The 26,334-nt window shown below is 36.6% G+C and carries 20 protein-coding genes; 4 read left to right on the forward strand and 16 right to left on the reverse strand.

From position 1 onward, the window contains the following. Window positions 1–57: 57 nt before the first annotated feature. Together D1B32_RS15525 and ltrA are read right to left on the reverse strand one after the other, a co-directional pair. A complete protein-coding gene (locus D1B32_RS15525) occupies window positions 58–1,911 on the reverse strand; it encodes a heavy metal translocating P-type ATPase (protein ID WP_066189335.1) in 1,854 nt (617 codons plus the stop codon). 333 nt (window positions 1,912–2,244) lie between these two features. After that, window positions 2,245–3,507 carry a group II intron reverse transcriptase/maturase gene (gene ltrA / locus D1B32_RS15530; protein ID WP_094887488.1) on the reverse strand — a complete coding sequence of 421 codons (1,263 nt, stop codon included), beginning with the start codon at window positions 3,505–3,507 and terminating at the stop codon, window positions 2,245–2,247. A gap of 773 nt (window positions 3,508–4,280) precedes the next feature. Between ltrA and D1B32_RS15535 the strand changes: the two genes are divergently transcribed. Beyond that, window positions 4,281–4,484, forward strand: a complete 204-nt coding sequence (locus D1B32_RS15535) for a hypothetical protein (protein ID WP_078989028.1) — start codon at window positions 4,281–4,283, stop codon at window positions 4,482–4,484. Between the two features lie 256 nt (window positions 4,485–4,740). On the opposite strand, the gene purU is transcribed toward D1B32_RS15535, so the two are convergent. The 6 genes from purU to D1B32_RS15565 all read right to left on the reverse strand — a co-directional run bounded on the left by purU (window position 4,741) and on the right by D1B32_RS15565 (window position 10,077). Further along, window positions 4,741–5,640 carry a formyltetrahydrofolate deformylase gene (purU, locus tag D1B32_RS15540; protein WP_095313158.1) on the reverse strand — a complete coding sequence of 300 codons (900 nt, stop codon included), beginning with the start codon at window positions 5,638–5,640 and terminating at the stop codon, window positions 4,741–4,743. Window positions 5,641–5,745: 105 nt separating this feature from the next. Continuing rightward, the gene (locus D1B32_RS15545; protein ID WP_095313160.1) at window positions 5,746–6,729 is read right to left on the reverse strand and encodes a Gfo/Idh/MocA family protein; all 984 of its coding nucleotides are present in this window, start codon (window positions 6,727–6,729) and stop codon (window positions 5,746–5,748) included. Window positions 6,730–6,905: 176 nt separating this feature from the next. Continuing rightward, on the reverse strand, window positions 6,906–7,031 hold the full coding sequence (locus D1B32_RS24450) for a hypothetical protein (RefSeq protein ID WP_262366399.1): 126 nt from the start codon (window positions 7,029–7,031) through the stop codon (window positions 6,906–6,908). Between the two features lie 482 nt (window positions 7,032–7,513). Beyond that, window positions 7,514–8,002, reverse strand: coding sequence for a hypothetical protein (locus D1B32_RS15555; protein ID WP_118889819.1), 489 nt, complete (start codon window positions 8,000–8,002; stop codon window positions 7,514–7,516). After that, window positions 8,002–8,793, reverse strand: coding sequence for a DUF3100 domain-containing protein (locus D1B32_RS15560; RefSeq protein WP_118889820.1), 792 nt, complete (start codon window positions 8,791–8,793; stop codon window positions 8,002–8,004). The genes D1B32_RS15555 and D1B32_RS15560 overlap by 1 nt, the downstream gene beginning before the upstream one ends. 24 nt (window positions 8,794–8,817) lie before the next feature. Continuing rightward, on the reverse strand, window positions 8,818–10,077 hold the full coding sequence (locus tag D1B32_RS15565; protein ID WP_118889821.1) for a M20/M25/M40 family metallo-hydrolase: 1,260 nt from the start codon (window positions 10,075–10,077) through the stop codon (window positions 8,818–8,820). A gap of 585 nt (window positions 10,078–10,662) precedes the next feature. Between D1B32_RS15565 and D1B32_RS15570 the strand changes: the two genes are divergently transcribed. Further along, window positions 10,663–11,205 carry a GNAT family N-acetyltransferase gene (locus D1B32_RS15570; protein ID WP_158586273.1) on the forward strand — a complete coding sequence of 181 codons (543 nt, stop codon included), beginning with the start codon at window positions 10,663–10,665 and terminating at the stop codon, window positions 11,203–11,205. Window positions 11,206–11,478: 273 nt separating this feature from the next. On the opposite strand, the gene D1B32_RS15575 is transcribed toward D1B32_RS15570, so the two are convergent. Both D1B32_RS15575 and D1B32_RS15580 read right to left on the reverse strand, forming a co-directional pair. After that, window positions 11,479–12,261 carry an ABC transporter ATP-binding protein gene (locus D1B32_RS15575; protein ID WP_118889853.1) on the reverse strand — a complete coding sequence of 261 codons (783 nt, stop codon included), beginning with the start codon at window positions 12,259–12,261 and terminating at the stop codon, window positions 11,479–11,481. Between the two features lie 157 nt (window positions 12,262–12,418). Continuing rightward, window positions 12,419–13,042 (reverse strand): hypothetical protein, encoded by a 624-nt coding sequence (locus D1B32_RS15580; RefSeq protein ID WP_118889823.1) that lies wholly within the window; start codon window positions 13,040–13,042, stop codon window positions 12,419–12,421. Window positions 13,043–13,260: 218 nt separating this feature from the next. Here D1B32_RS15580 and D1B32_RS15585 point away from each other — a divergent pair, with 218 nt between their 5' ends. After that, the gene (locus D1B32_RS15585; RefSeq protein WP_118889854.1) at window positions 13,261–14,613 is read left to right on the forward strand and encodes a D-serine ammonia-lyase; all 1,353 of its coding nucleotides are present in this window, start codon (window positions 13,261–13,263) and stop codon (window positions 14,611–14,613) included. 70 nt (window positions 14,614–14,683) lie between these two features. Here the strand turns inward: D1B32_RS15585 and D1B32_RS15590 are convergent, their stop codons facing one another. The 3 genes from D1B32_RS15590 to D1B32_RS15605 all read right to left on the reverse strand — a co-directional run bounded on the left by D1B32_RS15590 (window position 14,684) and on the right by D1B32_RS15605 (window position 19,318). Then, entirely contained in the window at window positions 14,684–16,081 is a 1,398-nt protein-coding gene (locus tag D1B32_RS15590) for an NCS1 family transporter (RefSeq protein WP_118889824.1), read from the reverse strand. A gap of 866 nt (window positions 16,082–16,947) precedes the next feature. Beyond that, window positions 16,948–18,249 carry a uracil/xanthine transporter gene (locus tag D1B32_RS15600; protein WP_095313181.1) on the reverse strand — a complete coding sequence of 434 codons (1,302 nt, stop codon included), beginning with the start codon at window positions 18,247–18,249 and terminating at the stop codon, window positions 16,948–16,950. 118 nt (window positions 18,250–18,367) lie between these two features. Beyond that, entirely contained in the window at window positions 18,368–19,318 is a 951-nt protein-coding gene (locus D1B32_RS15605; RefSeq protein ID WP_118889825.1) for an oxamate carbamoyltransferase subunit AllH family protein, read from the reverse strand. 212 nt (window positions 19,319–19,530) lie between these two features. Here D1B32_RS15605 and D1B32_RS15610 point away from each other — a divergent pair, with 212 nt between their 5' ends. Continuing rightward, complete coding sequence (locus D1B32_RS15610) at window positions 19,531–21,177, forward strand: PucR family transcriptional regulator (protein ID WP_095313185.1); 1,647 nt, start codon at window positions 19,531–19,533, stop codon at window positions 21,175–21,177. Between the two features lie 192 nt (window positions 21,178–21,369). On the opposite strand, the gene allC is transcribed toward D1B32_RS15610, so the two are convergent. The 3 genes from allC to allB form a co-directional block, all read right to left on the reverse strand. Further along, window positions 21,370–22,602 carry an allantoate deiminase gene (gene allC / locus D1B32_RS15615; RefSeq protein WP_118889826.1) on the reverse strand — a complete coding sequence of 411 codons (1,233 nt, stop codon included), beginning with the start codon at window positions 22,600–22,602 and terminating at the stop codon, window positions 21,370–21,372. Between the two features lie 353 nt (window positions 22,603–22,955). Beyond that, on the reverse strand, window positions 22,956–24,365 hold the full coding sequence (locus D1B32_RS15620; RefSeq protein WP_118889827.1) for a YfcC family protein: 1,410 nt from the start codon (window positions 24,363–24,365) through the stop codon (window positions 22,956–22,958). A 540-nt stretch (window positions 24,366–24,905) separates the two neighbouring features. Further along, entirely contained in the window at window positions 24,906–26,264 is a 1,359-nt protein-coding gene (gene allB / locus D1B32_RS15625) for an allantoinase AllB (RefSeq protein WP_118889828.1), read from the reverse strand. Between the last annotated feature and the right edge of the window lie 70 nt (window positions 26,265–26,334).

Raw genomic sequence — 26,334 nt, forward strand, 5'->3', positions numbered from 1 at the left:
TTCTTCCTACCTGAATACTTCCCCTTTATCATTCGTCAAGACCGCTTTCTATTAAATTTATCCTCTCAAACGGTATCGAAGCAATCTCATACCATTCAAGATGACTACTAAGATACTTGCTTCGTGAACCAACATCCCGATTGACATATTCATCCATTCACTAAATAGTAGGCTAGCAAGTAAGACTAATACCACACCAACTGCTATGGTGATGTTCTGTTTCATGTTTCTTGAAGTTAATTTTGTTAAGCCTAATGCGTGTGGTAAACGACTAAAGTCAGAATTCATTAAAACGACATCCGATGTTTCAATTGCAACATCTGTTCCACTTCCCATTGCGATTCCGATATCTGCTAAGGCTAATGAAGGACTATCATTCACTCCGTCACCGACAAAGGCAATGAGTTGGCCTTTTGCTTGCATTTTTTCAATATATGCGGATTTTCCTTCTGGAAGCATATGACCGTGTGCTTCTGTTAATCCAAGTTCTCGAGCAACTAAATCTACGGTTCCTTGGTTGTCCCCTGAAAGAACGACTAGGTTTTTGACTCCAAGTTTTTTTAGGTTTTGAAGATCTTTTTTAACACCTGGACGGATTTGATCCCGAATACCCATCAGAACTTTTAATTCTCCGTCAACCGCAGTTAACACAAGAGAATTCCCATTTTTCTCAAAGCGTTCGACGTCTTTTTTAGCTTTTTCGCTTAATTTCACATTTTCTTTTTCCATTAAAGCTACGTTACCAACGGCTATACGATGAACACCTATTTTTGCTACAATTCCGCCACCTTTAACGACTTCGGTTTCTTCAACAGTATAGAAAGTTGTCTCGCCAATATCCTGTAAGACAGCTTTTGCTAGTGGGTGGTCCGATTCGCGCTCCACACTTGCTAAGTATCCTAGAATTTCTTCAGTGTTGTTGCCGTAAAATTCTTTTTCGGCAACTTCAGGGTTTCCTACTGTCAATGTTCCCGTTTTATCAAAAACGATAGTATCTACTCTGCTAAAGTCATTGATAACTTCACTACCTTTTAGGAGGACACCATTACGTGCACCGTTTCCGATACCGGCAACGTTGGATACAGGAACCCCGATAACTAATGCACCTGGACATCCTAAAACAAGAATCGTGATAGCTAGTTCAATATCTTTTGAGAATAGCCAAACAATAAAACCAAGGACTAAAACAGCTGGTGTATAATATTTAGAGAATCGATCAATAAACCGCTCTGCTTCTGATTTGGAATCCTGTGCTTCTTCCACTAATTCGATAATTCTACCAAATGTTGTATCTTCCCCTACACGGTCAGATCGAATTTGAATCGTTCCATTTTCTAAGATTGTTCCCGCAAATACTTCAGAATCGACCCTTTTGCTTACTGGAACAGACTCTCCGGTAATACTTGCTTCATTGATGTGACCTTCACCTGTTAACACGGTTCCATCTACGGGGACTTTTGCACCCGTTTTGACTAATAAAATGTCACCTTCATCTACATCATCGACATCAACTTCTTCAAATTCTCCATTTTCCATTTGCTTTAAAGCACTTTCTGGTGCCAGCTCTGTTAATTCTTTAATGGCAGAACGTGTTTTGTTCAAGGTACGTTGCTCCAAGTAAGAACCAAATAAGAATAAGAAAGTAACGATGGCTGATTCCTCATAATTTTGAATCAATACTGCCCCAATTACTGCAATGGTAACTAAAACATCAATACTGACAACTTTTACTTTTAATGCCTGAAAGGCTTGAATCGCAATTGGTGCTACACCAAGAATAGATGCAATGATGAGCGACCAATTGAAAATGGCCATGTTGTCTAAGGAAAATCGTCCGAAGAATGCAAGTGCAATCAAAATTGCACTGATCAGTGTAATGGAATTCTTTTTACTTAATATATATCTTTGCATGTTGATTCCCTCCAATTTCATTTTCATTTGTATTCCTTGTTGATGACTCTAGTATAGGATGTTTCTATGAAATAAAAATTGATTAGGATCAAGTTCTATTGTAAAAGTGAAAAATTATAAAAGAACAGCAAAACAAATCCAACTGTTTTACTGAATAACTGAATAACTCTTATATATTATCGAACATACAATCAAAAAAAATCATTATATTGTACATTCTTTATTCAGCAGGCTTTAGAAAAGCATTATAAACTGCAAATCGAGTAGGAGGGGGTGACTAACCCCCGACCTCTCACACCACCGTACGTACGGTTCCGTATACGGCGGTTTCATTTAGGTCCAACGCATGGTCTGATATCGCTTGGATAGACTCTTCAACCCTTGCTCTAACCAATATTGGTTGCCAAGGGCTCTAGACAAGATGGGGCTCTTGGCTATACGCCAATATGCCTTCCTTGAATTTGCCCATTCCCACGCTTTTCCTTTCTTAATTCCAAGTTTCATGAGATTCTTGTATTTTGTTTTGACTTTCTTCCATTCCTTCCAGCGTATCATTCGAAGTCTTCTTCTTATCCAGCCATCTAGAGCTTCAAATATGGTAGGTGTTTCTGCTAGCTGATAATAACCAAGCCAGCCTACTAAATATCGATTTAGCTTTTCGATTCTATCCCTCATATTCATAGATCTCTTTCTGGAGGTTAGTTCTCTGACACGGTGTTTAAACCGTTTGATACTCTCTTTAGAGACCCGAATCTTTGGGTTCACCTTATGGAAAGTGAAAGAAAATCCAAGGAATTTACGTTTCCATGGGCGGTCTACTGCACTTTTCTGTTCATTTACTTTTAACTTTAGTTTTCCTTCGATAAATTCAGTAATACTTTTCATCACTCGTAAACCAGCTCTCCTGGAACGGACATAGATATTACAGTCATCCGCATAACGGACGAAGCGAAGTCCTCTTTTCTCTAATTCCTTGTCTAGTTCATCTAAAACAATATTAGAAAGTAGTGGACTTAATGGTCCACCTTGAGGTGCTCCTTCCATGTTCGGCTGTACAATCCCACCGTCCATAATACCAGCTTGGAGATATCTGCGAATCAGTTTAAGCACTCTCGCGTCTTTGACTCGTTGGCTCAACGTTCGCATTAATCTGTCGTGATGTACTTTATCAAAGAATTTCTCTAAATCCATATCGATAACCCACCGATAGCCATCTTTGATATAGCTTCTTGCTTCTCTTACTGCGTCGTGGCCTCGTCTATTTGGACGAAAACCATAACTGTGCTCTGAGAAGGTTGGGTCATAAATGGTTGTAAGAACCTGTGCGATTGCTTGTTGGATGAATCGGTCTAACACGGTAGGAATTCCTAGCTTCCTCATTCCGCCGTTTGGTTTCGGGATTTCGACACGACGAACGGGTTGAGGATAGTAGGTACCTTCTTCGAGTTGTCCTCGAATGGAAGTCCAGTGTTCCATGATATGCGCTCGTAGGTTTTGTACAGGCATCTCATCCACACCATGACTTCCTTTATTTCGCTCAACACGTTTAAGTGCGAGTATTAGGTTTTCCCGTGATAGAATTCTTTCCAACATGATATCTTACTCCTACGTGAATTGTTCCTTCTTCTTGTGTGGCAATAACTTTCAGCCCTTCTAATGTCCCCCGCGGGATTCACCGTTTCCTCCACTAGGAAGGTTTACATGTTTCTGCTTCATCAAGTTTTGCGTACGCAAAGCGACAATTCTTCTTAAATGATTCAGCCCTTCCTAGATATCCTAGAAATATCTAGTACTACGGCTTCGGCTGACTTCTGATAGTTCAGCGAACACTTACATGTTCGGTTACGGCGTGTGCACCGCATTTCTATCAGACCTCCCAGGGTAAGCACACATTCTTCCTCTCCATGTCCCCACTTCATTTACTTTGTATACCCTTTGGCAGTAAGGGTTTTAGTTTGTAATGCAACCTCACCCAAGTATACCTAGCCTGATGAAGTTCGTGTTCCTAAGGGCGGAGATTTGCCGCCGACTTCCTTCAGATTCTGGGTCGCCCCAGACACCCTTGTCTTAAGCTAACCACTACTACTGCCTTCGTGGCTCGGGACTTCAACCCTAAAGAATGTGTGCATGCCTGGCACACACTAAAACGCTCAGAAAATATTCTGAGCGTTTTTATCTTAATATTTAATTTTTCTTCTTCAACTAAACTGCCACTTACCTCAATGTCGCTTCTTTCGCTAATGCACCCATTAGTTTAAGTACATTTGTTCACAAGTTTAAAGTTTTTAGAACCTGCCTGTTATTTTTTGAGTATAAGTTTAAATGCCGTTACAAATAATACCCCTATAACAAATGAGGGGGTTAATAAAATGGAAGAAGCACCTACAAGTAATAATGGAATGAACACAAGCAATAATGGAATGAGTACATCTAATAAGATAAACCTTTCAGGTCTTGGTGTTGGAGCAATTGTACTAACCACTGTTTATACGGCGGTTTTGGCTTCACAGTTAATGGCTACCAAGCATAAAGTCGATTACCTTTATTACAAAGAATTAACACAAAATAAATAGCTAATTATAGACGGTGCGTTTTCACCGTCTTTTATTTATATAAAACAGAATTTGAACTAACCTGCCCGTTAGTTTAAGTGTATTTATTCACAATAACTTTCCAAAATAATCAAACAACTAATGTTATTATAACAAAAAACTCGTCTAAAATAAGACGAGTTTTATCAGTCAATTCATTAGTCAACTTTAATTCATTTGAGGTGTATTTTTTGAATTTACACCTCAAAATGGAACCCTATCAGAACTGGCCCTTTGATTAAAATACTATTGTTTTATTTTTATAGACAAGGATGCGGTCTTCGAGATGCCATTTTACTGCTCGAGCTAGTACACTTCGCTCAATGGATTGGCCAATTTTTTTCATATCATCTCCATTATCACGGTGATCGACTCTGCCAATATTCTGTTCGATAATTGGCCCCTCATCCAAATCATTCGTTACATAATGTGATGTCGCACCAATCATTTTCACTCCACGCTGATAAGCACGCTCATATGGTTTCGCCCCAATAAAAGCTGGTAAAAATGAATGATGGATATTAATAATACGGTTTTCATAATGCCCTACAAAATCTGGTGTCAAAATCTGCATATAACGTGCAAGCACAATTAAATCGACTTCATATTGTTCAAGCAATTGCTTCTGTTTTTCTTCCACCTGATGACGTATTTCCTTATTCGCTGGTATATAATAAAATGGAATGCCCAGCGATTCGACCATCTCACGAGCAGTCTCATGATTACTTATCACAAGTGCAATGTTTGCCATTAGATCGCCACTTTGCCATTCCCAAAGGAGCTCTAATAAGCAGTGCGGTTCATTCGAGACAAATATCGCCATGTTTTTAATATCACGAACATACATGATTTTCCATTCCATATTGAATTTCTCTGCAATTGGAAGAAACGTTGTCTCCAGTTTCCCCATTTGCCCTTTTAAATCAGGACATTCGAACTCGATCCGAATAAAAAATTCCCCACCTTCAGGGTTCATCGTAAACTGATCAGATGCGACAATATTGGCATTGTGCTCATAAAGGAACTTTGAAACTGCCGCCACAATACCAGGTTGATCTGGACATTTAATTAAAAACCGAGCACGATTGTCATTTTGTTTTTGAAACGCTTGTATTTTACCTTCCGAATAACTGTTCATTCCTATTCCCCTCATTTTTCGAATATCATTTTACTTTAGGCAATTGATTGGAAACAGTCAAGTATTATCTATATTTTGCAATTCAACAAAGACATCCTACGCTTTTTAACGTAAATCTGCATCAAAGACAATTTCTGCGTCTTTTCTCGCTGCCTCCAGTACTTCAACAACTGACTTTGTATAATCAAGCAACGCATAGCATTTTTCAAAATCCTTTGCAGCAAAAATTTTCTGCATCTCAGCCACCTCATAATAAAGGCGATTTTCATTTGTTTGTGTATTGAGCTTTATTTCGCGATTTTCCTTCATAATCATAACCTCTTGACAACCATTCGCACCGTTTACTACGTTCAAATATCCTTTTTCGCCTTGAATCATTGCAAAATTCATACTTTGTGTATCTTTCGCACCGACGCACTCTGCAATAAAGTTCGGATAGGACAGTACCGCAACACCAGATGTATCAATTCCATTTCCATGTTTATTTGCTGTGTAGCTAACTTTTTCCGGTTTTCCAAACAGATTCATTACAAAGTGCAGATTATATACATTGATATCTACCAAAGCACCTCCGGAAAATTTCGGACTAAAAATGTTTGGTGTTTCTCCATTTAATAATACTTCATATCTGCTTGAGAACTGACTGTAGTTACATTGAATGAACTTAATTGCACCAAGACTAGCGATATGCTCTTTCACTAATTTATAATTTGGCATATGGATCGTGGAAATTGCTTCAAAAAGCATCCGTTGTTTTTGTTTTGCCAGTTCAATTAATTGTTCGGTTTCACGTATGGTCGATGTAAAAGGTTTTTCACAGATTACGTGCTTACCGTGTTGTAATGCAAGATATGCCTGTTCAAAATGCAAGCTATTTGGTGATGCAATATAAACAAAATCAATAGCAGAATCACGCATCATTTCATTTAAATCAGTATAAATAGCAGAAACATCAAATTTATCTGCCAGAGCTTGTGCTGATTCTTCTTTCCTTGAATACACAGCAACACATCTAGCTCCATCAACTTCACGAACAGCGGATAGAAATAATTCCACGATCCTTCCCGTTCCGATTGTAGCAATGTTCATATGTAACACTCCCTCAAAATTCTATAGTCCAACCTATTTTAGCATGGAATGTTCGATACTTGCAGTTTCTCTCGCTAAATGAAATTTTTATCCTAAAAGAGATTGTTCAAAAAGTTCACCAGGATCACATATTAAAAAGACTGCTCCTAAATTTAATCAGGAACAGTCTTTTCTTTTTACAAATATTTATTTAAGCTAAAATACTCTTTTACCGCTTGAACCGTTTCTATACCCTGGTAGAAAAACACAGACAAAGCAGTTAGAGAAAAGAACCCTAATATGACAAATCGTATCCACATCATGAACATAGCCTCCTTTTAATTAAATTGATTCATTTAATTAAAAGAGGTCTGATCACATAATTAGATTGGTAAAATACTGGAGTTAGCACCATGAGTCTTCTCATGAGCTTTATACAAAAGTAAGACAGGTATGGTAAACATACAAACAGAAATAATAAAAATTCAAACTTAACAATTGAAATCTTTTGCTTTCCATCATCTGTAGGGTGAAACCCTGTTGAAGTATTGTTACTTAAGTTCTCACCTTGCTCCATAACAAAATGATTATGCAGCTGTCCATCTATGGCAAAATAGGAATACCCAAATATCGTCGTGAGATAAATGAAAAGGACGACGTATTTTTTCATAAATACACACCCTTTAGAATTGTTTATACAATTATACACTATTAATGTCTATGTTGAAAGTAAAAATTTGTGATGTACTATTTTAACATACTACGAGATTACAGTAAAGCTCACGCCATGATGGATGGAGTATATTTAATTTCCCGCTAAGTAAAGACCTAGACTAGCAATCAACGTACTTCCTAAATATGTTCCAGTAAAAACAAACATACCTACTATCGCAATTTTCCAAGATGTTTTTCTCAGATCAACAAGCCGATTTGCTACAGAAATTCCCGCAAATGTTAAAATAGGCGTGGTTATTGAAAGAAAATCAACAGCTTGAATCGCTGTAATAAAAAAGTCAAATAAAAGGCAAAGCACTAAAGAAGTAATCGAAACCCAACCTAATACAGGGAATTCCCTCATAAATTTGACTGGTGTCTTCTGCATTAGATCTGAAATACCAATTCCAATCATAGAAAAGAGCCATAACGTACTAAGACCAAGAAAAGTCATTGATGTGACTGGCATCGAATCTGGATTTTTTATATGTTTAATTTCTTGTGTAAAGACAATCAGGCTAACACTAAGAAGCAATATCAGGCCGTACTTTATATATTTATTCGTTAACATGTTAGCCATTATTCTTCACCTCTAACCAATAGTTTGTACATAAATTTCTGTAATGGCGCAGCTAAAAATACCATTGTAAATGTTCCAAGAAAGCTTGTTAATAATTGACTTGCAGAAGCATAGGCTAAAATCGTGCTTTCCATGTCAGGAACCTGTGCAACTAAACTTGCAGAAGATGCACTCATCATACTTCCAGATCCCACTCCTGATGCCATCGCCAGTGCTTCAACCGGAAAACCGAAACCGAGCAATATTGGTGCTAAAATACTGAAGAAAATCGTTCCAAATAATGTACCAATAATATACAAGGAAAGAACTCCTCTTCCCTCACTGGAATTAAGGGTATATTTTTCTGATATATACGCAAGCTCACCTTCACGCCCAATTCCTAACGTTGCACCAATCGCTTCACGTCTTAATCCAAGCAGAATTGCTATTGGCAGTCCAAATACAACTGTACCAAGGTTTCCAATTTCTTGGAATAAAAATACCCATCCAACCTGAAGTATTTCTCTTATTTGCGGGGCTACATCTGCTCCGTATCGAGCCATTAATGGCAGCATAATAAAAATTAAATACTTCCCGGCAAAATCAATGTTTGCTTTACTATAAACATGCCTCCAGAAACCTTTTCGAAACAGTTGCAACCCTAAAATCATCGTAATCACAATAGCAAATACTAAAGGTAATAATCCAATCGAGATACTTCCTATTGGTATACTCTGAAAACCAATCATTTCAGCTACTGTAATAATAATAAGCACAAAGATAATAAGAAATATAAAGTTTTTGTTCTTCATGTGATTGTCCTCTTCCCCAGATAGTTACTTAACAATTCCTTCAATTAATTCTATATACGATTCATAACTTCTTTTGTATAACTTAGCTTTATCAATTCGTCCGTTCATTTTTTTCAAAACGTCAGCTAAAAACCTTGGAAAAATCTCATAAATGTACTCAGGATCGATATCGATAAAGTCATCACCATGAATCGTGCCAGTAAAGCCACTGTAACCAATTTGGATACATGGCATCATATAGGATAAATCACCAATGTCCCCAGCAGCACTAATAAAGTTATTATTCTTTATCGCTTCAATTTCCTCGTTTTCCTCGAATGCCTCCAGCACAAATTCTGACAGATAACGATCTTGAACAAAAGGAAGATATCCCATTTGGGTAGTCCCTTCAACTTCTCCCTGTAAGGCATAAGCACTGCCTTTAGCAGCATCATCTAATTTCATTGCCGCTTCTTTCATATACTCCACCGATTTTGTACGCAAATCTGTACCTACCATAATGCGGTTTGGCACGACATTTGTAGACATGTCAGATTCCATTACAATTGGATTTATTCTGACTTGTTCTGAATCTTTTAATTGCTGACGACTCAAGCCAACAGCAACATTAAATAATGTCGACATATTGTATGCGTTTTTTGACGAAAACGGATCAAATCCAGCATGTGTTGCTTTTCCTTTGAATGTATATTTTTTATACAGAAAACCAGCTAGATCAGCATTTATTTCTGTAGACCGCTTATCAAATTCTCCACCCATTGCATGAACGCAAATGGCGAGATCAATATCATCAAATACCCCTAATCTCATTGCCTCAGGTTTACCACCATAATGTTCAATCGTTTTTTCTTTCATTAGCCCTTCGCGATAAGCTAAATCCAAGTACTCTTCTGCAGGAACAAAAACAAATGTAATTTGATAATCTAAGTCTCTGTATGCTTCTGTCTTGTACAAATAATGATATAGGCTAAGTGCTATTGCTACCTGTGTATAGTGCCCACAGTTATGCGCTGCACCTGTCTCTTTATTTGCATGCATATGTGTAGGCGCATATACAGCATCCAATTCAGCAATAAAAGCAAGGTGCAAGTCTTTCTTTTCATTTCCTAGTGTAACTCGGAATCCTGTTGTACTAAATTCATCAATTTGGATGGTTGAATTAACCTTTTTTAAATAATCAATTATTGTTTGCTTCGTCTGATGCTCTTTATATCCTAACTCTGGATGATAATATATTTGTTCAGCAATTTTTTTGATCTCTTCATAATGTTTTTTGAAATGCACAGTCAGATCTCCTTTTGCTTAAAGTATGATAATTAATATAAAAACAGTACTGAATAATACTATCACGATTGGATTATAACGTCAATAACAAACCTTTTATTATATATTTTTAATAAACGTTCGGTTTTAGCTGCTAATGAATTATTCAACGATATCCATATTGGAAAACGTCTATTTACTGCTATCACACACTTTATATAGCTTTTTTTCTATTTTGAAATTATACTATTCTAGAACGAATAGATAAATTTCTTTTAAGGATAAGAAATGAGACAGTTATTGGCATCATTAGTATTAGCAATTATTATTGCTTTTCACCTCAAACAGCTTTGGCAATTGAAACTGATGAGCCCGAACTCGGGGCATTTTTAGAAGATATCAGTTGGGAAGCAAAGGATTATATTGATTACTTGGAAAGTTTTTCAGTAATGATTTTTCAATAATCAAAATGGGATATTATAATAAAGAAATAGGAGTAATCTAACGTTGAAATAATAGCTTAATCTTTTTGGGTAGGTTCCGTCTCGTATAACTCTTGAATGCTAGGTAAGCCACACTAACCAATTCAGAAGGGGGAATATGAAATTGGATTCAAACATGATTAAATTTCGAAGGCTTATATTAGAGGATTTACCACTTTTGTATAACTGGATTAGAAATGACCACTTTGTTAACCGTTTTTGGGCCTTCAACAAAAAGGAACCTTATGAGAAGGTAGCTAAGGAATTTTCTGATTATATCAAACGGGTTGAGCCAACTGATCCGTATCTAATTCTTTATGATGATACACCTATTGGTTATATACAAACATTTAATTGGAGTGATTATCCAGTATTTGAAAAGTACGTTGATCTAACTAACTCAGCTAGCTTAGACCTATTTATAGGAGAAGAGAAGTATAGAAATAAAGGACTTGGCACTAAAGTTCTTTCACTTTTCCTAAGTCAGTTTGTTTTTTCAGATGAAAGTGTAGACAGGTGTATTATTAATCCAGAGGTTAACAATCGTATAGCTATCCAAGCTTATGAAAAAGTTGGGTTTCAGATTATCAAAATGGTCCCAGATATCCCAGAAGAACCTGGACCTGTTTTTTTCATGAGCTTAGATCGTCATGAGTTCCAAGGATAAATACCATTACCGGAAAGAGTGAGCAGCCAAACGGAGTCCATTTTTAAAATACGATTAATCAAAATGGACTCTACTTCAAGGAACTAAATTTCAACTAATTTTATAAGGAAGCTGTATCTGACCGTGTTTCGCATTAATCACCGTAATAGACGTCAAAAAAGTCAAAATCGAGGCCACACTAAAAGATATATTTTTACTCGTTCATTATTTCGCTGGTACTATTCCTAATTCGAAGAAAAACAGTATATATTTCCTGGGAAATATTTATCGAAATTAATGTGCTGTTGTCATCCAGGCTCGATTTTTCTGCCATTCAACATTAACAGAGGTATTAAAGAAACGAGACAGGTTTCGATCTGTTAATACATTTACACTTTTACCTTTATCAAATATTGTGCCTTGACGAAGCAACAGTGTGTTTGAGAAAATCGGCAATATCTCTTCAATATGATGTGTTACAAAAATAATGGTTGGAGCCTCTTCTTCTAATGACAATTGATTGACGGCAGCTAATAATCCTTCTCTTGAAATAAAATCTAGTCCATTTGTTGGCTCATCTAAAATAAGCAATTCCGGTGATGCCATTAATCCCCTTGCAATTAATATTTTTTGCTTTTCTCCCTGTGAACAGGTTTGATAGGTACGACCTTGTAAATAATCGCAGCCTAATTGTTCCATGATTCGATTCGCTTTTTTATAGTCTCCCGTGGTAGGGTTATCGTACAGTCCAATTGAGGCAAAACTCCCGCTTACAACGATATCTTCTGTATAATTGCTTCCTTTTATTTTTTCCTGTAGAGATGAACTGACCCAGCCAATTGATTTCCGTAATTCTCTAATATCCGTCTTTCCAAAGACTTGATTTAATACACTGACTTGTCCAGTGGTTGGCCAAATATAGCCATTAATCATGTTTAATAGTGTCGTTTTTCCTGAACCATTTAATCCTAAAATTGCCCAATGCTCACCTTTTGAAACCTGCCAATTGATATTAGAGAGAATGTGCTCTCCCTCTCTTCTCCACGTTACATCCTGCATGTGAATTACATTTCCCAACATTGCCCACCTCTTTGTACCCTATTAATTTCCGTTTTGTATTTAATAGTAAGATTAATTCGATTATTATTATATTCTAACAGTTTATATTGAATTAAGGAATCATTAACATTTTTCGACAAAGATGCTTGAGGTTTCGATAATAGATCTAGATCTACTAGGTTGTCCAACGATCCACAATTATACCAACCAAGTACCAATCATCGTTCACTTCCTCAAAGGCAAGAATAAGATTTGCCCAATCCATTTCCTCATCTGTTCCAGGTACATAATAGCTTACAAACCTTGCTTCTGGATAAACTTCTCCCACATTCATCCTCATATTGCCACGCGGATCAATGTCATTTACTAGTATTTCGGTTGATTCCGTAAAATCACGAATATAGAGATAGTCATGATAATACGCATTAGGAGTTAACCGGATTGCATCTCCTGTCCCATCCTCTGTTCCCCATTCATATACTTCACTATCATTAGGGAATCCACGCACTTGTTCAGCCTCAAAAATAGGCTGCTCTTCTTCCTCTATAAATGCATATGGAGTAAATCGAATCCCTTTTTCCGGATGAACAAAAGTGGATAATTGTTCAAAATCTTTATTATCTAATGCGTCTACAATCAAATCTGCGTGTGCTCGTAATTGCTCTTTATCTGCAGCTGTTTCTTGAGCTTCTTTATTCGCATCTTGTGCATTACTTTCCTCAGTGGTCGTCTCAGAGCTGCTGCAAGAGATTAGAAACATAACACTACTAATACCCAAAATTATAATGAAACTTTTCATTGTTAGAACCGCCTTATTAGAGATTTTACAAATTACGTTTCCCGTACCGAAGCTTTATAAACTTTTAACATCCTCTCGTACTTTCTATAGTCAATGAAGAAAAAATTCAAAATTCCATTCGATTTATTGAGGAACAAAATGATAGACTATATAGGAGTAATAAATTCCGAAGATTAAGCTAGAATTTGTCAGTAAATTATATGGAAAGGATTGATGTTATGGTAAGTAAACTAATTGCAGATAAAACAATGGAACAATGGGTGAAGCAACATCCAATTCTTGAAGAAATAGTCTATGCAGATGAAGTTTTCTGGCCAAACCCTGCATATCGAATGGAGAACTCCAAAAACACACTAACAAATGCGGATATAGATGATGCAGCAGAACGACTAAAGCGTTTTGCACCCTATATAGCTAAAGTTTTCCCTGAAACTATGGAGACAGAAGGTATTATTGAGTCACCTATAAAACCAATACGTAGCATGCAGAGAGTAATGGAGCAAAAATATGATGTTGCATTTCAAAAAGACCTCCTATTAAAATGCGATAGTCATTTACCAATATCTGGATCCATTAAGGCTAGGGGTGGGATTTATGAAGTATTAAAGCATGCTGAAGAGGTTGCCTCAAAGCATCATTATATTTCTGTTGATCAAAACTATACCCAATTTGACAGCGATACATTTAGAACGTTGTTTTCAAACTATGAAATCTCAGTTGGTTCTACGGGCAATCTCGGCTTGAGCATTGGCATTATGAGTGCCCAACTTGGATTTAAAGTAACCGTACATATGTCTGCAGATGCAAAGCAATGGAAAAAAGACCTTCTGCGCAGCAAAGGTGTTCAGGTTATAGAATACGAATCTGATTATAGTAAAGCAGTGATTGAAGGGAGAAAGCAAGCCGAAAATAATCCTAGGTGTCATTTTATTGATGATGAAAACTCAAGAAATCTCTTTTTAGGCTATGCAGTTGCCGCCTCACGATTAAAAGAACAATTACATGTGATGAACATTGAAGTTAATGCAGATCAACCATTATTTGTATATCTTCCGTGTGGCGTTGGAGGCGGACCAGGCGGGGTTACTTTTGGTCTTCATGCTGAGTTTGGAGAACATGTCCATTGTTTTTTCGCAGAGCCTACAAATTCTCCATGCTTTTTACTGGGTCAGTTGACAGGGCTTCAAGACAAGATCTCTGTTCAGGACTTCGGCTTGAGTAACCAGACTGATGCAGATGGGCTTGCTGTAGGAAGGACTTCCAGTTTTGTAGGTGAAACGATTAGACATTTGCTAAGTGGCTGCTATACGATCCAAGATGCGAGACTGTATGCTTTGCTTCGTGATTTGGCTGATACAGAAGACATCTTCTTAGAACCATCTGCACTAGCTGGGTTTTATGGTCCTGTTCAGCTTATGTCACAGCAAAGTGGTCGAAACTATATCAAAAAACATAATCTGACAGATAAGATGAAACAGGCTCACCATCTAATATGGGCAACTGGCGGGAACATGGTACCGCAAGAAGTGATGCAAGGGTATTATGAAAAAGGTAAAAATATAAACATTTAGTTTTTAATATACACGCAACAAAAAACGCCTGTGGATTATTTATTGTCTCCACAGGCGTTCCTTTAATCATTTATTTATTTTCGTAAATTGTATCCTTTTTAAACCTTGAACCCTTAAATGCGTATTTCGAAATAATAATATAAGAAATACCTGCAACAATAAAGCCGATTATCCATGCTAGATCAACAAATGAGAAGGCTGCAGCTGCACCGATTAACATCGCAGTAAATGCTGCTGGGTTCGAGCCTGCAAATTGTCCATCTTTTTCATATAATTTCTTTATATTCACTTTTTGTTTTCTTAATAGGTAGTATTCAACTAATAGAATAGCAACTAAAGGTCCTAAAAATGCTGAATAAATAAGTACAAACATGTCGAGACCTTTTGCGGAAGAGTCTTGTACTAACAACCAAGGGAATGAAACCATTCCTAAAAGTCCAGTTATAATTACAGCAATTTTATAATCTAATTTTGTAAACAATTGAATTACATAGGTTGGTGATACAATATTCGCAACCATATTAACAGCAACCGATCCAAATACGATAAAAGCAGATATAAAGATCGTAATAAACGTATTATCAATTAATGCTGGTAATGCTCTTGCCGGGTTTGTGAATCCAGTTGCAGTCGCAAGCATTGCACCAACTACAATTACCGAACCATATGAAATAGCAATTGGCAAGAAGTAAAATAGCCCACGTTTTTTATCACTAATCCCTGATTTAAGTTCTCTTGAATAATCAGCAGCGCTTAAGAAAATCGCAGCATAGTTACCCATAAATACCATAATAAATCCAAAGAATGGAAGTCCCCATGATCCTTCTGCACGTACCCAGCTATCTGCGATAACAGCACTATGATCTTTCAGAAGTACTACAGCTACAAACGCTATAATTAGCATAAGCACCACAGATGCCACCGTTTCAACCCATTTAATTGCATGGAATCCAAACATAGAAAGCACAATTTGTAAAGATTGTAATATGATAAAACAAATTGCAACGTTATCGATCGAACCGCCTGAGGCAATCTTAACAATTTCATTTAAAGCCGTTGCCCCGATCCAGCTTTGAATACCATACCAGATAACTGCCGGTACTCCTCGTAGTAGTGAGGATATTATTGTACCTTTTTCACCGAAAGACATTCTAAGTTGTACAACGTAAGGTATTCCTGTTCGATAACCAAGTCTGTCATTTAATGCAAATATTATTGAAATAATTCCAATCGCTACCAAAGCTGCAGCAAAAGTTTGAACAGCATTTAATGTTGCCACACCAAGTACGATGATACTAGCACCTAGTGTCATATTACCCATGTTAACCCCGTCACCGACCCACATCGACATATAGCCAAATGGACCTAACGTCCTATCTTTTTCAGTATTCGGCTTTAATGAATCGTTTTCGTGACTCTGTAAATTCTTTTTATCATCAACAGTCAGTGTATCATTTTTTGTAGACATACTGGCTTTCAACCCCTTTTCATCAATCTATCTATTTTATAATTGTTAAGTCATCAAGTAGTTTATGATAACTCTTAAGCCCTTTTGATTATAAGCGCTTCCAGGTATAATGTCATTGTTCATAACGTACAAACTAAATCGTTTTTTATTATATAAAACCGACATAAAATATTGTGATTATGCTATTTTTGCTAATTTGTCTCTTTTTTTTATCACATTTGCACAAAATAACGACTTATTACATAAGAACCAGTTGGGTAAATAGCACTGAAAATTCGCTCTGCTAACTAATGCTTGCGTAAAAATTGATGGGTTATTCTGTATTTATTTCTCTTCATTTGGGTGCTCATCGCTCCCATGAGTTACCGTTTTCCTTTTGTTTCTCTTCATTCGGGTGCTCATCGCTCTCATGAGTTACCGTTTTCCTTTTGTTTCACTTCATTCGGGTGCTCATCGCCCCTATGAGTTACCGTTTTCCTTTTGTTTCTCTTCATTCGGGTGCTCATCGCCCCTATGAGTTACCGTTTCCCTTTTGTTTCACTTCATTCGGGTGCTCATCGCCACTATGAGTTACCGCTTTCCTTTTGTTTCACTTCATTCGGGTGCTCATCGCCCCTATGAGTTACCGTTTCTCTTTTATTTCTCTTCATTCGGGTGCTCATAACCCCTATGAGTTACCGTTTCCCTTTTGTTTCTCTTGATTTGGGTGCTCATCATCTATATTTTGCGTATTAAACAAAAATATATTATAGGATCGATAAATTTGGTCATATTTTCGCGGAAACATTGTAATTTTAAGTAAATAAAAAAACGGAATCAGATGAGTAACCTCTGATTCCGTACAATATCTATTAATTTCATCCATGTTAGTCGACTTTATCCCATGATATTAGATTTTCTAAAATTAATGCAAGTGTAATACCAACGATTAAGCCATTACTTAATAATGGACGAATGATTTCCGGTAATGAATTAAAATAATATGCCGGCATTGTCATAATGATGATACCTACAAGTAATGGAATCGCAGAACGATAAACATTTCTTGTATTCCATTTAACATACCTAAAGAAGTTCCTAGATGAAATGACAATCTGCAAATAAGATACAAATAAAACCGCACTACCAATACTTAATGGAAGCGTCGAGAAAAATGCTCCAACTGAAGGAATAATACCCATCATGAAGAACAGAAATCCACCAATAAGAAATGGTATCCTTTTAATGATTCCAGTTTGGTTTAGAAAACCAATCGATGACACATACGGTGAATATGGAACAAGCCCAAACATACCAGCAAAACCTGTCACAAATCCTGTGATTGTAAACGAATTACGGTATTGTTTGTTCGTTGCTTCTTTTCCATACATACTGTCAGTTCCTTTAAGTGCACCAAATGTATTAGCTGTATTTAACAAGCCGGTTAAAACAACCGTTAAAATAATACCAATATCCCATGCTGGTGCTCCAAACGGAAATAATTCAAAACTGAATGCCTTTGCTTGGGCACCTGCTACAGATTCTGTTTTGAAAATAATTGCATATGCAATCCAACCAATAATTATTCCAATTAATAAACCATACTTTCGAATTTCTAATGAACCCTTAATACTAATAATAATAACGATAAGTGCAATTACAATTGATAGTATGGAAATAGCTGGATCAATATAAACCTCGCCCTCAACATTTCCAAAAGGAATACCTAACATTCCTTTCAAAAAGATTCCAACCAATTGACATGCAAATAAAAACATAAAAACACCCATTACACCTGGGTTAAAAAGCTTGGCAAGTATTGGCCCAATTCCAGTTATACCAATCAAAATTGTTAGAACACCGGAAATGATAATACCAACCGTTAAACTACCACCTAGTACATCTAATGGCATTCCTTGTGCTACAGCAGTATTAACAAGTGTAAGGATAACTCCCCACCATAGCCCTGACTGCCCTTCCATAATTGCACGATGGTGACCAAGCAATGCTTGAATGATACATGCGAGCCCTGTCACAATGAAGGATAATTGAAGCATTGAAACAATTGTTTCTTGCGATAATTCAAATGCAGCTCCAACTGTTATCGGTATGACAACAATATTTGTAAAAATAAAAAAGAGCCATTGTAAGCCCGATACCCAGTTACTAGATTTTAGCAACTCTTTCATATTAACACCAACCTATAATAATATATTAACGTAATATTTCCATATGGATATTCCATATGTTCGTTCTTTCAAGCCAGTTACCCGACTTCAAAACAGAAGGCAAAAACGAAAAAGCATGTTAGTCAACGAGTCCAATTTTCATCCCCAATAACACACCAATTATTGTGTCTGTTCCAGATGTATGTCCTATAGCCCTCATTTCCTCTAAAACAGCTGATAAACTTGACTCCTGTTCTGTAAGCAAAGCCGAACAAAACTGAATTAAATGGGAATGATATTTATGCTGCGCTGCATAATAGAGGTATTCATAACCTACTTGTGTTGTACGTTGCAAACCATATTGTGTCACGTACCCTCTAAGCTGTAAATGGAAGCGATTCGATGTTCCCTGCAAAACAGAAAGACTTGCACATATCCCAGTAAGAAGATCGTCACCACTTGGTGTAAGACCTAATCCTCTACCAATCCAATAATCAAAGACATTTTGAACATCCGGACCGTAACAATTCTTCACAACACAATCCAACTCATCAAACTTACGAAACAGCGATTGATTTGCATCTGTAATTTTCCTCGATAAAAGATAATCGATAATATATTCCTTTTCTTCAACTGTCTGAGCTAATCCTGTTTGCCAAGATTCATGACGTAGTTTAGAAATTATCCAATCTAGATTGCGCTGAATACTTGTAGTATTAAACGATTGTTCAGACAGCAGATGATTTGTTCGGACCACCTGATTTAATGAAAGGAGATGTTTGTTTCCAATAATTAACTGCTTGTTAAAAGCATCCCATTGAACCGGTAGATTTCCTTTGATTTGTCTCGTTAGCAGTTGTGCATTCATGTGCTCCATCCCAATACCAAATGGGGCTACACCATTCTCTACGGAACCAATATGAATCATTCTTTCACCAAAAATCAAATTAAAGCTATTATTAAAAACGCTGTGAACGGTGCCATTTGAATGGTCATTAAGAATCTGGAAAACGATTTTACTTGTAGCGTTTGCTTCCCAGCTAGTTAACGAATTTCCACCTCGGATGGCCTTCTTATTAAAATCGTTCATGAATTAGTACCTCAAATCCTTCATTAAATTATCCGTAATTAACCGCTACCTATCTATTTTACACAAATCAATTAAAAATATCATTGTTTAAAATGACTAAAAGCCCTTTGCTTTTTTATTTACTTTAACCTTAAATAAGTATATAATTACAATGTATTTCACTTCATGGAAACAGCACGAAATAGAACAAATGCACAAGGGATGGTATTAAAGTGAAAACGTTAAATAATTTATTTATTTTAGAAGCAATGAAGGACTGTACCGTTATCGCTGGTCATCGCGGATTAACAAAAAACGTACAATCTGTCAATATTTCCGATACACCTGATGTTATTCAGTTTTTAGATAATAACCATTTATTACTTACTTCAGGATATGCCTTTAAAGACGATGCACAAGAACTCTGTAAACTAATTAGACAAATGCATGACTTAAATTGTACTGGCATCGTCATCAAGATCAATCGTTTTCTAAAGGAACTACCGGAAGAGGTTAAACTCCTAGCCAATGAATTAGCATTTCCTATCATCGACCTTCCAACAGACCTAACTTTAGGTGAATTATCCCGTCACATATTGAATTACTTAAATGATGATAAAGCAGAACAGCTTTATTATGCACTACATGTCCAAAAACAGTTTTCCGATATGATGTTTAAGGAGTATAGTTTAAATTCTCTTGTCGAGCAACTGGGGCATTTTCTAGATCGTCCTGTCATGCTATTGAATCATAGAGGAGAAAAAATCGCCCATAGTCATGATTTCCGAAAAGAATCCATGCAGACTGTGGAGGAAGAAATCGTTCATGCAATAAAAAGTGATTTACCGCGTGGACGGCAGGGGGGCACATTTAAAATCTCCACTGGTGAAGGGATATCGATTGCTACCTTTCCAGTACAGACAAAGAGGCAGCATAACAGTATGCTCGTCATGCTCGATGCATCTACTTTACCATATCCTTCATCACAAATGGCAATTGAACAAGCTGGTAATGTTATCTCATTTACGATTATAAAAGAACAAGCAATTGAGGAAAATACTCGATTATTGAAAAACAACTTTTTTGCAGACCTAATTGAAAGACGAATACACTCCAATGAGGAAATTTTAAGCCGCACACATTACTATGGCCTCGATGATAAACTGGATACGATTAGTATTATTTGTACAATTGATCCAGATGGTGATAACTATGAGGCATTGCAATTATATGAAAAAAAAATAGCTGAGCTTCATAATAGCATCTATGACCAGCTGGAAGACGAAATTGTAAATAATGATATGGATGCCATTTTATTTACAAAGGAAAAATATTTCGTCATGCTCTTACAATTTTCCAATTATAATGAAACAGAAATCAATCGCGTAACTGAATTTGTTGAAAATGTGCAAAGGAATTTACAAGATGGAAATCTCACAATTTCATTTGGCATTAGTAATTTAGTTCAATCACCCATTGATATTCCAAACGCATACTACGAAGCAGTGGATGCAATTATGAATGGCTATGATTTAAATAAGTCTGGCTTTATTAATTTTTACCGAACAAGAGAGATTGACGAATTGTTAACAACCTTGCCTCGAAAGGATTTAAAGGCTTTATACGAAAACACATTAAAAACACTCGCTTACCCAAATACGAAAGAGGAAATTGATTTAGTAAAAACCATGGAGACGTATTTGGACTGCCAATGTGAAATATCTGAAACATCCAGAAGATTATACGTTCATCGAAATACAGTGAAGTATCGGATTGAAAAGATGGAAGAGTTGCTTGGCTGTTCCTTCCGAGATCCAACAGATTCACTTCGAATTCGAGTTGCTTTACTAATCGGAACAATTTTGGAAAGCGAAGAATAGGTTAGAAAACTAGGCATTCACCAACCTTTCGGTGAATGCCTTCGTTGCATTTATGCAAATAGCTAGGTTTTTACTTTCTTATTTTCCTAAAACAAAAGCAAGAAGAAAAGTATTCCTTCTTGCTTTTGTTTTACTTCAAAAAACTATAAAATTTGTTGTTACTTAGTTGCCAAAATAGCCTTAAAATCGAACTTACTCTTTATAAGCCAATTCGTACAGTGCACCCATTAATGCTTTTACACCCTCAGCTAAGTCTGCTGGCTCTGTATATTCAGCAGGGTTGTGACTTATTCCATCACGACTTGGAACGAAAATCATTGCAGTCGGAATCTTAGGAGCAAAGATTTGGGAATCATGACCCGCACCGCTGTGCATTAATTTATAATTTAAGCCATTTTCTTCGCATTGCTTAATCATTAGATCAACGATATTCTTATCCATTGGCACTGGATCTTCATCCATCCACATGTCAATATTTAAGCCTACTTGGTGCTCTTGTGCTAAACGATTTAGTATTTCATATACTTCTTCTGTAAACTGAACTAAAGCGTCTTTCTCCGTATGTCTGATATCTAGTGTAAACAATGTATTTCCTGGAACAACATTGACAACATTAGGTGTTACTTCAATTTTACCAACAGTTGCTACTAATGGATCCCCATGCTTTCTTGCAGCAGTAATTATTTCGGATACCATTTGACTCGTAGCGAAAACTGTATCTTTACGGTAGCCCATTGGTGTTGTACCTGCATGGTTTGCTTGGCCGCTGATTTCAATATTGAATCGACGTTGACCAACGATACTGTGAACGACACCAACTGATTTTTCTTCCGTTTCTAATACATTTCCTTGCTCATTATGAATCTCAACAAATGCTTTAAAATCTTCACGCATTCCTTTTGTATCATCTCTGAAGTCAAATCCAGCCTTATGCATCGCTTCTACAAATGGAACACCATCAAAATCCGTAATGTTTCTTACATCATCGTTTTTGGCGATTCCGACAATGTTTTTTGAACCCCAGAATGAGTAAGGGAAACGGCTTCCTTCTTCTTCAGCCATTGAGACGACCTCAATATTACGTAAAGGCTGTCCATATTTTGCTTTTAGATGTTTGATCGCTATGAAAGCTGCTACGATACCAAATTGTCCATCATAATATCCGCCGTTTCCAACAGTGTCTACGTGAGAACCTGATAGGATAGTTTCATTAGGATATTTAGACCCTTTCAATGTACCAAATAAGTTTCCGATTTCGTCAAAATGTACATCTAAGCCTTCATCCACCATTTCTTTCTCTAAATACTTTTGTGCAGCAACCCATTCCTCTGTGTAAAGAAAGCGTGATACTCCGCCTGCAGGATCCTTGCCATGTGATCCTAGCGTTTCTAGCATATCTGTTAACTCTTTACTTAACTCAGTCATATTACATTTCCTTTCTATCACACACTATCTTTGTAAAAGATAGCGTTAAAATATAATTTCTATTAGCTCTATAACTTATTATACCTATCTCTAGCTACTGTTTCTATGCCATTTATGATAAAAAAATAAATCATTTTTATCCATATTAAACAATAACAAAATACAAATACAAAGCTTCAAAAGAAAGAAGCTGGAACGAAGTGTTTTTATCACCTGAAATTCAGACGTGATTGATGCAAACACTTCGATTTGAAAAATACCTTACGCATATTTCCTACACAAAGTTTATGCATTGTTCACAAATTAAACACCCTGGTTATGTTCCAATCTCTTTCCTTTATATGTTAGCTCGTTCAGCCTGTGTATTGAATCGATTGGGCAATGACTAATGCAATAATCGCGATTCCTGAAAAGATGAAAAACAGCGGCAAGAAGAATTTTACCCATTTTTGCCAAGTAACACCCGCAATTGCTAAAGCAGCCATAAAGTATCCTGATGTTGGATAAAGAATATGTGCAAATCCATCTCCGAGCTGGAAGGCAAGTACTGCCGTTTGTCTCGTCACACCGATAAGATCAGCTAAAGGTCCCATGATCGGCATTGTTACTAGTGCTTGTCCACTGCCAGACGGAATGATAAAGTTTATGGTTAATTGAACGAGGTACATTCCAACTGCACCGAAAACAGCAGGAAAATCGCCAACTACCGATCCTAAGCTATAGACAATTGTATCCATAATATGACCATCTTCTAGCGCGACCGAAACCCCACGAGCTAAGCCCATGATAATAGCTCCCATTAATACATCCCGGAAACCTTCTGTAAATCCTTCTGATATTTCTGTTGAGTTTAGTCCTGAAATTAAACCTACAATAATACCCATGAAGACAAATAGTCCAGCCATCTCGACCATGAACCAGCCATGATTAAGTACGCCATAGACTAAGATTCCCATAAATAGGAGCGCTGCAAAAGATGCATACTTTTGTCTCGCTGTCATTGTCCTAACTTCTAATTTATCCTGGTGTTGATATTGCTTTCTTTTCTCTACATCATCTTCATAGACAAAACTATTTAACGGATTGTTTTTAACTTTTTTAGCGTAGCGCATGATGTAAAGTGAGGCAACTGCTACAGTTAGAACAAAAATAATGATGCGAAAGCTCATCCCTGAAAACAGCGGAACACCGACAATTTGCTGTGATAATCCTACATTCACTGGATTAAGTACTCCCGCAGTAAAACCAACTACTGACCCAATTAAAGCAATAGCTGCCGCAACAATAGAGTCATATCCCAACGCAATCATCAGTGGCATGATGACAGGAATATACACAAGTGTTAACTCCGGTGTACCAATTAATGTAGCAACGATTGCAAAAACAGTTGTAAGTACAGGAATGATCAAAATACTTTTATTAGCAAAACGATTTGCTAAGCGATCAACTACTATTTCAATGATGCCTGTTTTTTTCAGCACCATGAACATTCCACCAATCATAAATGTGAAAAATATAATTTCCCCAGCTTCAATTAAGCCTCTTGGAATGATCGTCAAGAAGTCAACAATCCCTACAGGTGATGATTCAATTTGTGTAAAAGACTCAGGATTCACTGTTTCCCTTCCGTCCGGTCCTGGCACCCGCTCAAATTCACCTGCCGGTACGAAATAGGTAGCGATTGCAGCAAGTGCACTAAAAATGAATAAGATTACATAAATATGAGGCAATTGAAATTTTTTCTTTTTCTCTGTTTTCTCCATTCTTGTCCCATCCTTTATTATTAACTTGTACAGAAAACAAGTGAAACTTCTGACATGCATTTATGTAAAATACCCCTTATTGCTCACACTGCCATGTGAACAATTTAGAAATCCTCTAATTATATGCTATGTTGTATCCGCTCCCAACTCTGTACTGCATTTCATTGTAAAATTAATTGAATTACATGTAAATGTCGATTACAACTAAATTTATTAAGTATATTGTTCATACTAACCAACTTATATTCATCTTTTATGTACTCTAAATAGTCAATTGTTCAATTTGTACTGCAGATGAGAATTATTTAATAGTGTAATTTGTGATTTGTCCAATAAGACAAGAGAACAAGCTCTTATTAAACTCAGCTATTTTCTATGCAAAGATAACAATTGCCTTTTTTAATTTCTATCTATTAGGGTGATTTATTCCTCATTATTTTAAATATAATGTGCTGTCAGGATGAAGTAACTTTCGAAATATGCAATTTATACAAAAAGATGTCCCTCATAAGAAGGACACCTTTTGTAATACAAATCATATTAGTTATTCACAGTCATCAGCTTACCAATTGGTTCGCCTACAATGCCTTGTTCTAAATCATAAACAACATTTCCGCGTACAATCGTTTTCGTTACACGACAGTCAATGTTTCTTCCTTCATAAGCACTATGCTTATTTTTATAATAAAGGTCTTCTCTGTTTAGCGTGTAAGAGCTGTTCGGATCAACTAGAATGATATCTGCATCCTTGGAAACGGCAATTTCACCTTTATTTGGCAAGTTGAAACGCTCCGCTGGAGTTGTTGCGATTAAATCCACAAATTTTTGCACGGGTAACCCGCGTTTTTTAACAGCTAGATCAAACATAATATCTACATTATTTTGTGCACCACTGATTCCGCCCCATGCATCGAAAATATTTCCTTGTTTAAGGTCTTCTGTACATGGAGAATGATCGGAGGTTAACCAATCGATATTGCCTGCCATCAGCTCATCCCATAATCTTGCTTGGTCTTTTGCTTTTCTCAATGGCGGTTGGCATTTAGCTCTTGGTCCAATTTCTTCTACATCTTCTGCAGTAAGTGCAAAATAATGTGTACATGATTCAACTGTTACATCGACACCATCTCTGCGTGCTTCAAGGATTTTCTGAATTGCTTCAGAAGTACTAATGTGCACAAAATGCAGTTTGCATCCAGTTTCTTTCGCAAACAATAATGCACGCTGAACTGCTTCAACTTCCGTAAAAATTGGACGTGAATCAACATAATCTATTGCTGTTGTTCTGCCTTCACGCACCATTTCATCTGCCAGTTTCGCAGTAATCGTTGGGTTTTCAGCATGAATACATAGAATTTGATCCAATTCAGCTAATTTTTGCATGCCTTTATACAATGCATAGTCATCAACATTAACAAAGTCGCCAGGAACTTCTGCAGTTATTGCAGACATAAAGCATTTGAATGCTGGAACGCCTGCATCTACTAATTCTTCCAGCTGATTGATGTTTTCTGGAACAAGTCCACCATAGAATGCATAATCGACATAGTTCTGACTTTTAGCAGCTTCTAGCTTCAAGTCTAATGTTTCTTTATTGATGGTTGCTGGAATAGCATTAAGCGGCATTTCAACATAGCTTGTTGTTCCACCTGCTGCAAGTGCTTTAGAACCTGTTTCAAAGCCTTCCCACTCTGTACGGCCAGGTTCACTAATATGCACATGTGTATCAATCATTCCCGGCATAACATATTGACCTTTTGCATCAATTACTTCATTTGCTTGCTCTGTAATTTCCTCTGCAATGCTAGCAATTTTTCCATTTTTAATTCCGATATCCACATTATAGACACCATCACGAAGTACAACATTTCCATTTTTAATTACTGCATCAAATCCCATTTGAATACCCCTTTTCTAACTGAATGTTTATATAGTGATGCTTCATTAAGTGGAGATTTCCTTACCTCTC

This window comes from Oceanobacillus profundus (assembly GCF_003515705.1).
In the GTDB taxonomy this organism is placed as follows: Bacteria; Bacillota; Bacilli; order Bacillales; family Amphibacillaceae; genus Oceanobacillus; species Oceanobacillus profundus.

Excerpts from the sequence above, each read along its gene's own strand:
- D1B32_RS15525 (WP_066189335.1), bottom strand. The coding sequence starts at position 1,911 with ATGCAAAGATATATATTAAGTAAAAAGAATTCCATTACACTGATCAGT.
- D1B32_RS15535 (WP_078989028.1), top strand. The coding sequence starts at position 4,281 with ATGGAAGAAGCACCTACAAGTAATAATGGAATGAACACAAGCAATAAT.
- purU (WP_095313158.1), bottom strand. The coding sequence starts at position 5,640 with ATGAACAGTTATTCGGAAGGTAAAATACAAGCGTTTCAAAAACAAAAT.
- D1B32_RS15545 (WP_095313160.1), bottom strand. The coding sequence starts at position 6,729 with ATGAACATTGCTACAATCGGAACGGGAAGGATCGTGGAATTATTTCTA.
- D1B32_RS24450 (WP_262366399.1), bottom strand. The coding sequence starts at position 7,031 with ATGATGTGGATACGATTTGTCATATTAGGGTTCTTTTCTCTAACTGCT.
- D1B32_RS15555 (WP_118889819.1), bottom strand. The coding sequence starts at position 8,002 with ATGGCTAACATGTTAACGAATAAATATATAAAGTACGGCCTGATATTG.
- D1B32_RS15560 (WP_118889820.1), bottom strand. The coding sequence starts at position 8,793 with ATGAAGAACAAAAACTTTATATTTCTTATTATCTTTGTGCTTATTATT.
- D1B32_RS15580 (WP_118889823.1), bottom strand. The coding sequence starts at position 13,042 with ATGAAAAGTTTCATTATAATTTTGGGTATTAGTAGTGTTATGTTTCTA.
- D1B32_RS15585 (WP_118889854.1), top strand. The coding sequence starts at position 13,261 with ATGGTAAGTAAACTAATTGCAGATAAAACAATGGAACAATGGGTGAAG.
- D1B32_RS15590 (WP_118889824.1), bottom strand. The coding sequence starts at position 16,081 with ATGTCTACAAAAAATGATACACTGACTGTTGATGATAAAAAGAATTTA.
- D1B32_RS15600 (WP_095313181.1), bottom strand. The coding sequence starts at position 18,249 with ATGAAAGAGTTGCTAAAATCTAGTAACTGGGTATCGGGCTTACAATGG.
- D1B32_RS15605 (WP_118889825.1), bottom strand. The coding sequence starts at position 19,318 with ATGAACGATTTTAATAAGAAGGCCATCCGAGGTGGAAATTCGTTAACT.
- allC (WP_118889826.1), bottom strand. The coding sequence starts at position 22,602 with ATGACTGAGTTAAGTAAAGAGTTAACAGATATGCTAGAAACGCTAGGA.
- D1B32_RS15620 (WP_118889827.1), bottom strand. The coding sequence starts at position 24,365 with ATGGAGAAAACAGAGAAAAAGAAAAAATTTCAATTGCCTCATATTTAT.
- allB (WP_118889828.1), bottom strand. The coding sequence starts at position 26,264 with ATGGGATTTGATGCAGTAATTAAAAATGGAAATGTTGTACTTCGTGAT.